This window comes from Pseudogemmobacter bohemicus, from assembly GCF_003290025.1.
GTDB classification, from domain to species: Bacteria; Pseudomonadota; Alphaproteobacteria; order Rhodobacterales; family Rhodobacteraceae; genus Pseudogemmobacter; species Pseudogemmobacter bohemicus.
The window spans coordinates 605,255-617,784 of the sequence record NZ_QNHG01000002.1 but is presented as its reverse complement, the minus strand read 5'-3'; the positions used below and the strand labels follow the sequence as shown (position 1 = coordinate 617,784).

12 protein-coding genes are annotated in these 12,530 nt (G+C 64.2%); 4 read left to right on the top strand and 8 right to left on the bottom strand.

What is annotated here, in order from left to right; translation table 11 throughout:
• Positions 1–14: 14 nt before the first annotated feature.
• Together DRF71_RS10990 and DRF71_RS10985 are read left to right on the top strand one after the other, a co-directional pair.
• Complete coding sequence (locus DRF71_RS10990) at positions 15–1,040, top strand: sterol desaturase family protein (protein ID WP_112310582.1); 1,026 nt, start codon at positions 15–17, stop codon at positions 1,038–1,040.
• A 161-nt stretch (positions 1,041–1,201) separates the two neighbouring features.
• A complete protein-coding gene (locus tag DRF71_RS10985) occupies positions 1,202–3,196 on the top strand; it encodes a TonB-dependent receptor (protein ID WP_112310581.1) in 1,995 nt (664 codons plus the stop codon).
• A 44-nt stretch (positions 3,197–3,240) separates the two neighbouring features.
• Here DRF71_RS10985 and DRF71_RS10980 read toward each other — a convergent pair whose 3' ends face one another.
• The 5 genes from DRF71_RS10980 to DRF71_RS10960 form a co-directional block, all read right to left on the bottom strand.
• The gene (locus DRF71_RS10980; RefSeq protein ID WP_232831455.1) at positions 3,241–3,744 is read right to left on the bottom strand and encodes a MarR family winged helix-turn-helix transcriptional regulator; all 504 of its coding nucleotides are present in this window, start codon (positions 3,742–3,744) and stop codon (positions 3,241–3,243) included.
• Positions 3,745–3,812: 68 nt separating this feature from the next.
• Positions 3,813–4,571: an iron ABC transporter ATP-binding protein gene (locus tag DRF71_RS10975; RefSeq protein WP_112310580.1), complete on the bottom strand. Its 759-nt coding sequence runs from the start codon at positions 4,569–4,571 to the stop codon at positions 3,813–3,815.
• Positions 4,568–5,527 carry an iron chelate uptake ABC transporter family permease subunit gene (locus DRF71_RS10970; protein ID WP_112310579.1) on the bottom strand — a complete coding sequence of 320 codons (960 nt, stop codon included), beginning with the start codon at positions 5,525–5,527 and terminating at the stop codon, positions 4,568–4,570. Before DRF71_RS10970 ends, DRF71_RS10975 begins: the two co-directional genes overlap by 4 nt.
• Positions 5,517–6,470, bottom strand: a complete 954-nt coding sequence (locus tag DRF71_RS10965) for an ABC transporter permease (RefSeq protein ID WP_112310578.1) — start codon at positions 6,468–6,470, stop codon at positions 5,517–5,519. The genes DRF71_RS10970 and DRF71_RS10965 overlap by 11 nt, the downstream gene beginning before the upstream one ends.
• Before the next feature lie 3 nt (positions 6,471–6,473).
• Positions 6,474–7,415 carry a siderophore ABC transporter substrate-binding protein gene (locus tag DRF71_RS10960; RefSeq protein ID WP_232831453.1) on the bottom strand — a complete coding sequence of 314 codons (942 nt, stop codon included), beginning with the start codon at positions 7,413–7,415 and terminating at the stop codon, positions 6,474–6,476.
• A 490-nt stretch (positions 7,416–7,905) separates the two neighbouring features.
• Between DRF71_RS10960 and DRF71_RS10955 the strand changes: the two genes are divergently transcribed.
• Positions 7,906–8,298 carry a RidA family protein gene (locus DRF71_RS10955; RefSeq protein WP_112311265.1) on the top strand — a complete coding sequence of 131 codons (393 nt, stop codon included), beginning with the start codon at positions 7,906–7,908 and terminating at the stop codon, positions 8,296–8,298.
• Between the two features lie 30 nt (positions 8,299–8,328).
• Complete coding sequence (nagB, locus tag DRF71_RS10950) at positions 8,329–9,108, top strand: glucosamine-6-phosphate deaminase (protein ID WP_112310577.1); 780 nt, start codon at positions 8,329–8,331, stop codon at positions 9,106–9,108.
• Here the strand turns inward: nagB and DRF71_RS10945 are convergent.
• Genes DRF71_RS10945 through DRF71_RS10935 form a run of 3 tightly spaced genes read right to left on the bottom strand, consistent with a single transcriptional unit; the run spans position 9,066 to position 12,528 of the window.
• On the bottom strand, positions 9,066–9,824 hold the full coding sequence (locus tag DRF71_RS10945) for a copper homeostasis protein CutC (protein ID WP_112310576.1): 759 nt from the start codon (positions 9,822–9,824) through the stop codon (positions 9,066–9,068). The genes nagB and DRF71_RS10945 overlap by 43 nt on opposite strands.
• A complete protein-coding gene (locus tag DRF71_RS10940) occupies positions 9,821–11,098 on the bottom strand; it encodes an MFS transporter (RefSeq protein WP_112310575.1) in 1,278 nt (425 codons plus the stop codon). The genes DRF71_RS10945 and DRF71_RS10940 overlap by 4 nt, the downstream gene beginning before the upstream one ends.
• Positions 11,095–12,528, bottom strand: a complete 1,434-nt coding sequence (locus DRF71_RS10935) for a M81 family metallopeptidase (protein WP_112310574.1) — start codon at positions 12,526–12,528, stop codon at positions 11,095–11,097. The genes DRF71_RS10940 and DRF71_RS10935 overlap by 4 nt, the downstream gene beginning before the upstream one ends.
• Between the last annotated feature and the right edge of the window lie 2 nt (positions 12,529–12,530).

Below are 12,530 nucleotides of genomic sequence, written 5' to 3'. Positions count from 1 at the left end.
GGAGGGAGGAAGACATGGACGACCTGAAATTCGGCCGCCGCAACAAACGCGGCGACTGGGCTCCTGATACGCCGATACAGGTGGCACCGCTGCTGGACAGGTTCCCGCCGCGCCTGCTGGCCATCGTGAAATGGCTGCCGCATTACTTTCTGCCCTGGAATGTGATGTATCTGGCGCTTGCCCTTGCGTATTGGGCCTGGATCATCCCCGATACCGAGGTGATGAAAACGCTGGACTGGCACTGGGCCGGCTGGCTTTTCCTGGTGAATGCCGTGGCGGTTTTCCTGTTCTACGGAGCCTTCGAGCTGCGTCTCTATGTGCTGAGACACCAGAAGAACCGGTTCAAATATAACGGTACATTCCCGGCCGAACAGCGGTCCGAGGCCTTTATGTTCAAAAGGCAGGATATCGATTGCATCATCCGCACCTTTGCCTCGGGCGTGACGATCTGGACCGCGATCGAGGTCTTCATGCTCTGGGCCTATGCCAATGGCTATGCGCCCTGGCTGGGCATTGCCGAACATCCCTGGATCCTGCTGATCGTCTTCCTGCTGATCCCGGTGATCCATGAGCTGCATTTCTTCTGCATCCACCGGCTGATCCACACGCCTTTCCTCTATAAATGGGTGCATTCTGTGCATCACAACTCGGTCAACCCCTCGCCCTGGTCCTCGCTCGCGATGCATCCGGTTGAACATCTGCTGTATTTCGGAACCGCCTTTTATCACCTGATCCTGCCGTCGTGCCCGGTTCTGATGCTATATCAACTGCATGTCGCAGGGTTCGGCGCCATTCCCGGCCATGTCGGCTTCGACAAGGTCGAGATAGGGGAAAACCATGCCGTCGACAGCCATTCCTATGCCCATTACCTGCATCACAAATATTTCGAGGTGAATTACGGCGATGCCCTGCTGCCGCTGGACCGCTGGTTCGGCACCTGGCATGACGGCTCCCCCGAAGGCGAAGCGCGGATGCAGGCCCGCTATCGCAAGCGCAAGGAAAAAATCGCCGCGCGCGAGGCCCGTAAATCCGCCGGCTGAACCGGCGCCCGCCCCGCAGCAGCATCGCCGGCGGGGGGGCCTCCAGCCTGTGCATCGCCTGGCAAAAGATCTAAACATGCGATTGCATGTTCATCCCGATGATGCTATGATCTTCTTCAGCCAGGACCCTGTCTCAGCCGCATTGCCGACAGGAGATCCACATGGCCGCACCCCGTATCGACAGACCCGTTCTCACCGCACTCCTGACCGGCAGTGCGCTGATCCTTTGCAACCCGGCCTTCGCCCAGAGCGGCGAGGAAGACCCGGTTTTTCTGGGCACAATCCTGCTCGACCCGGCCCATAGCCGTGCCAGCGATCCCGATGGCAATGCCGCCGACCGCGCCAACAGCCAATATGTCGCCGAAGCCGAGCTGGACCGCGCCCGGATGGGCGATCTGAAGGATCTGTTCGCCGGCATCGCCTCGGTCTCGGTGGGCGGCGCGATCCCGGTGGCGCAGAAGATCTTCGTCAATGGCGTCGATATGCTGAACCTCGCGGTCTCGGTCGATGGGGTGACGCAGAACAACCGCGTCTTCCACCATGTTTCCGCAAATGCTTTCGACCCCGGCCTGATGAAATTCGTCCGCGTCGATGCCGGTGCGGCGCCGGCCGATGCCGGACCGCATGCCATGGCGGGCGCCGTGGTGATGGAGACGGTCGATGCAGGCGACATCCTGGAGGATGGCCGCGATATCGGCGGCAATGCCCGGCTTTCCTATGCCAGCAATGGCAAGACCATGGCGGGTTCCACCACCCTGGCCGGCCGCTATTCCGGCTTTGAATGGCTGTTTTACGCCAAACGCGCCGATGGCGAGGATTACAAGACCGGCGCCGGCAATGTGGTCGAGGGCAGTGGCGCCGATATGACGTCGGCGTTGTTGAAACTGGCCTATGAGACCCCCGAAGGTCACCGTGTCGAGCTGTCGGGCCAGCGCATGGATGACGACTCGCTGCGCCCCTACCGCTCGAATTTCGCGTCTGATTCCGATGTGCGCACGCCGCAGCCCCTGCGCCGCTATGACACGCAGCGCCAGACCATCTCGCTGTCATATGAGAATACCCAGGCCAGCGGGCTCTGGGATCCGCGCCTGGTGCTGGGCTGGTCAAAGGTCGATATCGCGGTAGATCAGCCCGATATCCCGCCCCGCATCGTTGGCCTTGGGGTCAGCCATGGCCTGAACGAGACCTTCTCGGCCCGGTTCGAGAACCGTTTCCACCTCTCGGAGGTGAACACCATCACCGCCGGCGTCGACTACTACGACAAGGAAAGCACCTATCGCGACGCCAGCTACGGCCCGGTGGCCGAGAAAGCCCGCAATCTTGGCCTCTATGTCCAGGCCCGGCTTGAGCCGGTCGAGCGGCTCTCCACCTCCTTCGGGCTTCGCTGGGATGATCAGAGTTTCACCGGCATCTCGGGCTGGAAGGGCGATTTCTCGGGGCTCAGCGGCAATGCCTCGATTGCCTATGATGTGACCGATACGCTGACGCTGCGCGGCGGGGTTTCCTCGGTCTTTGGCGGGCTGATCCTTGAGGACAATTTCGTTTATGACGACCGCTGGGATTACAGCGGGCTCAGCGCCTCGCGCTCGACGAATTACACGCTGGGCTTTGACTATGAGACCGGCAATCTCAGCCTTGATGGCGAGATCTTCCTGACCAGGATCGACGATGCCCGCGACCGGGTGATCCTGAACGATATGGAAAGCCGCGGCTTCAATCTGGGCCTGGGCTATGGCTGGGATGGCGGCTATCTGCGCGCCAGCTATTCAGACAGCAAGATCGAGGTGAACGGCGCCGGAACCGACAGCTGGAGCGCGGTCGATCTTGGCATTCCGCTGGGCGGCGTGCTGGCCATCGAGGCGCAACATACGCCGCTGGACAGCGCCTTCACCTTCGGCGGCTCGGTCGAGGCGGCGCGCGCCTATAGCCATAAAGACGCCTGGGCCGACAAGACCATCGCGGGCTATGCGGTGCTGAACCTCTTTACCGAATATCAGCCCCCTTCGGTTGAGGGTCTGGTGATCCGGGCCGAGATCAACAACCTTTTCGACAAGACCTATGCCGACCGCGCCACCTATGGCCAGGATTTCAATTCGATCACACCGCTTTACGAGCCGGGCCGCTCGGTCCAGATCGTGGCCTCGATGAAGTTCTGACCGGCGAGGCAGTTACGGGAAGGGGCGGATCTTCCGCCCCTTTTTCAGTCATAAAGCCGGTTCAGCATCCGCAAAAGCGTATAGGCCTCGCCCCGGCCGATACGCGGACCAAAGGCGCGCTGGATCTTCTCGACATAGACATCCCAGATGCCATCGGTGATGCCCGTCCCCGCCGGAGCCAGCCGCACGATCTGCGCCCGCCCCGCATCGCCCGAGGCCTCGCGCTCGATCAGCCCGGCCTTGACCATGCGCGAGACATGGCGCGAAAGCGCATATTGCGGCACGAAAAGCCGCTTTTGCAGCGCCAGCATCCGTACGCCTTCCTCGCCCGCCAGTTCGGCCGCCTCAAGGATCTCATACCAGATCGGGTCCTGGATCCCGAGCGCGCGCAGGCTTTTCTCGATCTCGGGCATCAGGGTTCGCTGGATCCGCTGCAACGCGAAATAGACGCGGTTATAGGCGATGGAACTGTCGTCATCACCGTAAAACGCGGCGCCCTGTTCTTCGGTCAGGACCCCCTCGGGGGTCGGATCCGGGGTATCTGTCACGGGCGCTCCTGCTGGGCGGATACGGGATGCCCGACTATAGGCCAGCCCGCCCGGCAAAGCGAGAGCAACTATCCGTAATAGAAGGCAAATCGGCGATTTTCGATCTCGCGCACCTCGATGTCCATATCGTAGATTTCGCGTAATATCGCCGGGGCGACGATCTCGTCCGGCCCGCCGCTGTGGATCACTTTTCCCGCCTTCATCGCGATAATCCGGTCGGAATGAACCGAGGCGAAATTGATGTCATGCAGCACCATGACCACGGTTTTCTGCAATTCCCGCACCGCCTCGCGCAGGATCAGCATCATGGCGCGGGCGTTTTTCATATCGAGATTGTTCAGCGGCTCATCAAGCAGGATGTAATCGGTCTCTTGCGCCAGCACCATCGCGACAAAGGCCCGCTGGCGCTGGCCGCCGGAAAGCTGGTCGAGAAAGCGGTCCTGGAGATCGTTCAGATCCAGCCAGAGCAGCGCATGGGCGACGGCGGCGCGATCGGCATCGCTGAGCCGGCCCTTGCTGTGCGGATAGCGGCCAAAGCTGACCAGCTCTCTGACAGTCAGCCTTGCCGTCAGGTGGTTCTCTTGCCGCAGCACCGCGAGCTTTTTCGCAAGCTCCGGCCCATTGATGCGAAAAATATCCTCGCCATCCATCAGGGCCGTGCCGGAATCGGGGCTCAACAGCCGGGAAATCACTGAAAGCAGGGTCGATTTCCCGGCCCCATTGGCCCCGATGATGGTGGTGATGCCGCCGCGCGGCAGGGTGACGCTGACCCCGTCCAGCACAAGGCTGGTGCCATAGCTTTTGCGCAGATCCCTGGTTTCGATCATTTGCGACCGCCTTTCAGCAAAAGGAGCAGGAAAACCACGCCGCCGAAGAATTCGATCACGATGCCAAGCGCGGTGTTGAAGGCGAACAATCGTTCGAGAATGGTCTGGCCCGAGATCAGCAGCAGCATCGCGGTCAGACTGGCCGCCGGCAACAGCACCGCATGGCGTGAGGTGCCGACCGCCAGCCGCGCAAGACTTGCCGCCAGCAGGCCGAAGAATGTGACCGGCCCGACCAGGGCTGTCGAGACCGAGACCAGCACCGAGACGATCCCCAGCACCGCCAGCACATCGCGCCGCCAGCGAATGCCCAGATTGACCGCCACCGGCCGCCCCAGCCCGATCACATCCAGCCGCGCGAGGTTCATCCCCAGCCAGAGCGTCACCGCGCCCACCAGCGCCCAGCCGAAGACCATCAGCACCGGGTTGATGCCGGTAAAGCTGGCAAACAGCATATCGGAAAGCACCATGAATTCATTCGGATCCAGCAGGCGTTGTACGAATTCTGCCAGCGTTCTCAGAAAGATACCGAACACCACTCCGGTCAGAAGCAGACGGTGAAGGCTCTGCTCCTCGCCGAGGAACAGCCAGCGATACAGCGCCATGGAACAGCAGGTCATCAGCGCCAGCTTGGCGGCAAACAATGCCCTTGCATCGACCGAGGCCAGCGCGGTCGAGCCCAGCACCGCCACCAGCAGCGTCGAGGACAGCACGAACAGCGCATCAAACCCCATGATCGAGGGCGTCAGGATGCGGTTCGCCGTGACGGTCTGGAACAGCACGGTCGAGACCGCGACAGCATGGGCAACGAGGATCAGGCCCAAAAGCTTCATGCCGCGAAACTGCAGCACAAAGGCCCAGCTGCCTTTGACCCCCAGCGTCATAAAGGCCAGCATCGCCAAAGCCACCCCGGCGGCCAGGAGCGCAAGGGCCAGGGTTGCACGACGCTCAGGCGACATCGCGGCGCCTCCGGAGGATCAGGATCAGGAAGGTAAAGCTGCCGATCACCCCCAGAATGGTGCCGACCGGGATCTCATAAGGCGCGCGCAAGATCCGGCCCAGAATGTCGCAGACCAGCACCAGCCCCGCGCCCGATACGGCAACCCAGGGCACCGCGCGGCGCATATTGTCCCCCATCGCGAGGCTGACGAGGTTCGGGACGATCAGCCCCAGAAAGGGGATGGTCCCCACCGTCACCACCACCACTGCCGTCACGCCCGAAACGATCACCAGCGCCAGCGCCAGCACCCGCCCATGCGCAAGGCCAAGCGAGGTCGCCATATCCTTGCCCAGCCCCGCCAGCGTAAAGCGGTCAGCGGCGATCCAGGCGATAACCGCCATCGCGGCGCCCAGCCACAACAGCTCATACCGCCCGCGCAACACGCCCGAGAGATCGCCCTGCGTCCAGGCCAGCACCGTCTGCATCAGGTCGGCGCGATAGGCGATGAAGGTGGTGACCGCGTGTAAAACCCCGGTCAGGATGATGCCGATCAGCGGCACCATCATCTGATCCCGCAAGGGCACCCGCCGCAGCACCATAAGAAACAGCCCGGTGCCGCCAAGCGCAAACACCGCCCCCACCGCCATTTTCACGATCACCGGCGCGCCGGGCGCCATCAGCGTCATCACGAGGAGCCCCAGCCCCGCCGCCTCGACCGTGCCGGTGGTCGATGGCTCGACAAAGCGGTTGCGGATCACGATCTGCATCAGCAGCCCGGCAATCGCCATCGCAGCCCCCGACAGCACCAGCGCCAGCATCCGCGGCACCCGGCTTTCCCACAGGATCAGCCAGTCACGCGGGTCGCCCCCGGCCAGCCGCGCAAGGCTGATGCCGGAGACGCCCACCCAAAGGCTGATCCCGGCAAGCACCACAACCAGCAGAAAGGCGAGGCCCAGCCGCAAGCGTCACTCGGCCTTTGCCGCGCCCGAAAGCGCATCGGTGATCTGGCCCAGAAGGATCGTCATCGCCGTATAGCCGCCAAAGGAAATATAGGCCGCCTGCGGGTCGAGATAGACCAGTCGGCCGTTTTTCACGGCGCTGGTTTCCGCCATCAGCGCATTGTCCAGCATGGCCGCAGCGCTGGACCCGACATCGCCGACCCCGGCATCACGGTCGACAACGAAGATCCAGTCCGGGTCCCGTTCAAGAATATATTCGAACGAGATCACATCGCCGCCATGGAAACGGTCGTCGATCCCCTCTTCGATGGGCGCGAAACCCAGCTCGCTATGGATCCAGCCCAGCCGCGAAGCCGGCCCGTAAGCCCCCAGCTTGCCGCCATTGGTGACAAGGATCAGCGCGGTGCCGGAATGTGGCGCCACCTGCTGCAGATACGCGATCCTTGCGTCAAGATCGGCAACCAGCGCCGCCGCCTTGTCATTCAGCCCGAAGATCTGCCCGACGCTGAGGATATTCGCTTTGACGGACTCGAAATGCTTTTCGCCAAGGCTCAGATCCACGGTCGGCAGCAGTTGCGACATCTGTGCGTAAGCCGGCGCGGTGCGGGTGCCGAGGATCATCAGACCGGCGCCGGAGGCTGCGATGGCCTCGTAATCCGGCTCGAAAATCGTGCCGACCTTCGGATAGCTGTCCGAGGCGAATTTCTCCATATAGGCCGGGATATTGCTGCCCAGAACCCCCGCCGGCTCTGCCCCGAGTGCCGCCGCGATATCGAGGGCATTGACATCGAGGATCAGCACCTTCTCGACGGGCGCATCAATGGTGGTTTCCCCCTGGGAATGGAGGATGGTGACGGGCTCGGCCAGCGCTGGCACGGTCAGCGCCGGCAAAGCCAGCCCGGCCATCAGAAAAACCGCAGCAAGCGGGGCACGGGACGAGAGGATCATTATATCCCTTTCGGCTGGGCAGGCCGGCGTCAGGCATGGCCCGCAAACGCGTTCCAATTATCCTGTGTAATTTACTAAGGCAATCCACCGCATTGTCAGATTGGTGGCCGGGTTGCGGCACCGGATGGGTGAAGCCACTGACGATCCTCACCGCGTCCTGCATCAGCGGGCAGAGCCTGGCAGTCCGGAATGGCAGCAGCGTCCTTTCAAAAAAATCGGGAAGATCCCTGCCCCCGGTTCGGGGGATGCCCGCAGCTTATGCGCTCTGCCCTCGTGGCTGACTCCGCCACACCCGGCCTGTGGGCTGCCCCTGCGAAGCTCATTTCGCCTGTGAAAACGAAACTCTGGCCGAGCAGGCCAATCGTCATCCAGTCATCCTGCCGTCAATGAAATCCAGTTTCATCATCTTGCGGGAATTCTGGAATTCCGGCTTGATGATTCCATGATATTGCCGAATATGATGAAAAGCATTTCCACATCCGGGGCTGATATGGCCGATAAACGACTCATCCGCTACGACATTGCCGATCCGCAGGCCGGCGGCACCCGCCGCCCCTTTGCCCGCGCGGTGCGCGCCGGCGATTATGTGCATGTCTCGGGCCAGGTGCCCACCATCAATGGTGAGGTCGTCCAGGGCGGCATCATCGCCCAGACCGAGGCAGTGATCGAAAACCTGAAGGCAGTGCTGAAGCTGGCCGGCTGCGGGCTGGAGGATGTGATCAAGGTCACCTGCTGGCTGGATGATCCGCGCGATTTCACCAGCTTCAACGCCGTGTTCGAGAAGCATTTCATGGATCACCCCCCGGCGCGCTCGACCGTGGAAGCGCGGCTGATGGTGGATGCGAAGATCGAAATCGACGCCATCGCCTGGAAGCCGTTGTGACCTGCTCTGTGACAGGCTGAGGAGAGGGAGATGAAGGTTCTGATCCTGCCCGACGCCGCCGCAGCGACCGAACGCGCGGCCGGGCTGATCGCCGCGCGGCTGCGCGCCAGGCCGGAAACCGTGCTTGGCCTTGCCACCGGCGGCACGATGGAGGCGGTTTACGCACGGCTGATCCGGGATCACCGCGAGACCGGGCTCAGCTTTGCGGGGGTCACCAGTTTCAATCTGGACGAATATGTCGGCCTCGCGCCCGATCATCCCTGTTCCTACTGGCATTACATGCGGCGCCAGCTCTTCGATCATGTCGATATCGACCAGGCTCGCGCCCATCTGCCGCGCGGCGATGCGCCTGACCCCAAGGCCGAGGCCGCGCGCTATGAGGCGGCGATAGAGACCGCCGGCGATATCGGGCTGCAACTCCTTGGGCTGGGGCTGAACGGGCATATCGGTTTCAACGAGCCGATTTCCAGCCTCAGCTCGGTCACCCGGATCAAGACGCTGACGCAATCGACCCGCAACGCCAATGCGCGTTTCTTTGACCGGCCCGAGGATGTGCCGCGCCTGGCGATCACCATGGGGATCGGCACCATCACCCGCGCGTCAGATGTGCTTTTGCTGGCCCATGGCGCGGCAAAGGCCAGGGTGGTGGCGGCAATGATCGAGGGGCCGCTCTGCGCCTCCTGCCCGGCATCCGCGCTGCAGATGCACCGCAAGGTGACGGTGGTGATCGACCGCGAGGCGGCGGCGGATCTGCGGCTGCGCGATTATTACGAGCTGGTGCATCCCGACGGGCGCGAGGCCGAAATCTGATCCAGCCGCGCCCTGAGAGCCGCCACTTTCGTGCGTTCCGTGCCCCGCGCGCCTGCGGGCTGAAAGCCGAATTCCGTGACCGCTGGCAGCGCCGGCGCCGGAAGCGGCGCTGATCCCGAGGCATGGATCTCGCGCAGGCTCAGCACAGCCGCGAATTCGGCCGCATTCTCCGCCGAGACCCCGCCGCCCGGCATCACCGTCACCCCTGGCGTGGCCCTCTCCATCGCGCGCAGCCGTGCCATCCCGGCCAGCGCCGCCCTGGCGCCTCCCGATGACAGCACCCGGCGGATGCCAAGGCCCGCCGCCAGCCGCATCGCCACTGCGGGATCCGGGGTCAGGTCGATGGCGCGGTGCAGCGTGATATCAAGCCCCTGCGCCTCATGGATCAGCCGGCGCAAGGCGGGCTCGTCAAGCCTGCCATCCGGCAGCGAGGCACCGATCACCACCCCCGCCAGCCCCGCAGCATGACAGGCTCGGATCTCGGCGCTGCAGGCCTCCAGTTCAGAGGCCGACCAGCAGAAATCCCCGGCGCGGGGCCGGATCATCGCCATCACCGGCAGACCACAGCCCGCCGCCAGCGCGATCAGCCCGGCCGAAGGTGTCAGCCCGCCAAGGGCCAGGGCCGCGCATAGCTCGATCCGGTCGGCGCCGCCTTCCTGCGCGGCGATGATCCCCGCCGCATCATCGACACAGATTTCCAGCGTGATCCGGGTCATTTCCTGCTCTCCAGCCCCAGCAACAGCCCCGCGCCCAGCACACCGCCGACGCCCGACAGGATCGAGGCCGCGGGATAACCGCCGATCCAGCTGCCAAAGGCAAAGACCCCGGCGCCAAGCGCGCCCCCCAGAAACATGTTCACCGCGATCAGCGAAGCGGAAAGCCCTGGCCGGTCGCGGATCAGATCCAGCAGATAGCTGATCGGCAGCGAGATGATCCCGGCTGCGGCAAAGCCCGCGATCAGGCTCGCGGCCCAGATCTGCCAGACCGCCGCCGCAAAGGCCAGCGCGGTCAGGTAGACCAGATACAGCGCCGCCGTGATCGCCAGTGCATGGATCAGGGGCATCGACCGCGTCACCCTGGTCCAGAAGAACATGAAGATCACCTCAAGCGCCGCCACCATGCCGACAATGCCGCCGACCTCGCCTGCCTCACCCTGGGCCTGGCCGGTCAGGATCAGTGGCAGCACCGCCGAATTGACATGCAGCACCTGGCTGATCAGCGCGACGCCCAGCACACGGCTGAGAATGCCGGGGTGCAAAAGCTGTGCGATGCCCGCGAAGCTGGCCCCGACTATGCGCACCTGGGCCGGCCGGTCGGTGCGCCCGCTTGACGGCGACAGCAGTGAGGTGCCGGTGCCCCCTTCGGGCGCCGCCTCGCGGGCGGGCCGGTGATCGGACCGGTGATCGGGCTCCAGCCAGAAGAGGATGGTGGCAAGGCAACAGCCCGCCAGCAACGCCGCGATCAGATAGGACCCGATCATCGTCTCTTGTCCGGAAAGGATCAGCCCGACCGCGCCGGGCACCAGCACCCAGGACAGCGAAATCATCATCCGCATCAAGGCGTTGACGATGGCAGCCTCTTCCGGATCGAACCGCGCGGTCTGGGCGCGGACATTGCCGAACAGCATCGAATTCGTCGCGTGGAACAGCGCCAGCGGCGCGATCATCGCAATCGCGAAGGTCAGCGCCGAGGGCACGGCCCAGATCATGCCATAGCCGATCACGCCAAAGGAGGAGACGAAGACCAGCGGGCGGCGGTAGCTCTGGAACCGGTCGGAGAGCAGCCCGAAGCCGATCGCCAGCGCCACATTGGTGATCGAAGCCACCAGCGCGATCATCGCATATTCAGCGTCCGAGAGCCTCAACTCCCTGATGCCGACCAGCGCCTGATAGGGCACGGTGGCGGCGCCGGCAAAGCCGTAAAGAAAGATCGCGGCTGCCGAGGCGCGCACGACCCGATGCCGCTTCAGGGTTGAGATCCAGGGGTTCATCGCAGCAGGCGTCGCGAGGCTTCGGGCCGGGGATGGTAATCCGGCGCGGGATCAAAGGGCAGCATCCCCTTTTGCCGGTGCAGGTTCGCAAGCGCGGGGATGTCCTGGCTGACCACTCCGGCAGTCAGCGCCATCAGGTTCGGCCGCGCCAGCGGCGCCAGTTCGGGCGAGAGATAGCCCGATTTCACCACGAGAAGTGCCACCGCGCGCGGGTCGAGCCCCAGCCGGAGGAAATCCGCCAGATCGTGCCAGGGCCGCCGCCGCGCCGCCAGCACCAGGGTGATGCCGCCAATCCGCACCACCGCCTGATCCTCTGCCGGGCTGGCCCCGGGATGCAGCGAGACCACCTCGGCCAGCGCCGTGACACTCACTCCGGCGGGATCAAGGCTGGCACCGATCCGCAGGTCCAGCCGCGCGCCGGGCCCCGCAGCAAAGCAGGCGGCAACGGCAGGCCGGTCGGTGATCCCCGCCACCAGCGCGCCCTGCCAGTCGCGCGCGATCAGAGCCTCCAGCACATCGGCGCGGTCGCCGACACCGCCGCCGGTCGGATTGTCGCCGCTATCGGCAAGGATCACCGGCTGCGTCCCGGCTGCCGCCGCCAGATCCAGCATCCGATCCAGCGGGCCGGTCTTTGGCCCGAAGCGAAACGCCTCCCGCGCCGCCCAGAAGTCAGCGGCGATCCCTGTGCCGGCGGCAGCCATCGCCACAGGGTCGGTGCCCGTCACCATGGCGCAGGCGGTGGCGCGGGGCTCATCCGCCCAGACATAGCCAATCATCAGATCGGTCCGCCAGATACCCGGCCCCTCCCGCCCCGGCAGCGCGGCGTAAAGCGAGCGCGCCGGCTCATCCTCGGTCGAGGACCGCTCTCCCGGCAGCAACAAGGGCACCGGCACCCGCATGACGCCCGGCCGCGCGCCGGTTTGCAGCGCGCGCACCAGCATCGAAAACGCCGCCTCCATCGTCTCGGGCGTGTCGATATGGGGCGCGGTGCGATAGGCTGCGAAAATGTCGATCTGGTCGACCACACGCGCCGAGACATTGCCATGCAGGTCATAGCTGGTGGCGATCAGCATATCCGGCCCGACCGCCTGGCGCACGGCTTCGATCCAGTCGCCCTCGGCATCCCACACGCCCTCGACCTTCATCGCGCCATGCATGGCGAGGCAGACCGCATCGAAAGGCTTCGCCGCCTCCAGAGCAGCGAGGAATTCCGTCCGGAACGTCTCATAGGTCTCGCGCGAGACCGGGCCGCCCGGCACCGCGCGCGCGTGAAAGAGCGGTGCGATTTCGACCGGATGCCGGTGCAGGAAAGCGAAATAGTCGCTTTCGGTCAGCGCCGCCCCCCGCAGCACACGGAAATCCTCAGCCCGCATCAAAACCGGGGAAGAGGTCGAACATTCGGTATGGATGCCACCAATGGCAATACGCATGT

Excerpts from the sequence above, each read along its gene's own strand:
- DRF71_RS10985 (WP_112310581.1), top strand. The coding sequence starts at position 1,202 with ATGGCCGCACCCCGTATCGACAGACCCGTTCTCACCGCACTCCTGACC.
- DRF71_RS10960 (WP_232831453.1), bottom strand. The coding sequence starts at position 7,415 with ATGATCCTCTCGTCCCGTGCCCCGCTTGCTGCGGTTTTTCTGATGGCC.
- DRF71_RS10945 (WP_112310576.1), bottom strand. The coding sequence starts at position 9,824 with ATGACCCGGATCACGCTGGAAATCTGTGTCGATGATGCGGCGGGGATC.
- DRF71_RS10975 (WP_112310580.1), bottom strand. The coding sequence starts at position 4,571 with ATGATCGAAACCAGGGATCTGCGCAAAAGCTATGGCACCAGCCTTGTG.
- DRF71_RS10990 (WP_112310582.1), top strand. The coding sequence starts at position 15 with ATGGACGACCTGAAATTCGGCCGCCGCAACAAACGCGGCGACTGGGCT.
- DRF71_RS10970 (WP_112310579.1), bottom strand. The coding sequence starts at position 5,527 with ATGTCGCCTGAGCGTCGTGCAACCCTGGCCCTTGCGCTCCTGGCCGCC.
- DRF71_RS10955 (WP_112311265.1), top strand. The coding sequence starts at position 7,906 with ATGGCCGATAAACGACTCATCCGCTACGACATTGCCGATCCGCAGGCC.
- DRF71_RS10940 (WP_112310575.1), bottom strand. The coding sequence starts at position 11,098 with ATGAACCCCTGGATCTCAACCCTGAAGCGGCATCGGGTCGTGCGCGCC.
- DRF71_RS10935 (WP_112310574.1), bottom strand. The coding sequence starts at position 12,528 with ATGCGTATTGCCATTGGTGGCATCCATACCGAATGTTCGACCTCTTCC.
- nagB (WP_112310577.1), top strand. The coding sequence starts at position 8,329 with ATGAAGGTTCTGATCCTGCCCGACGCCGCCGCAGCGACCGAACGCGCG.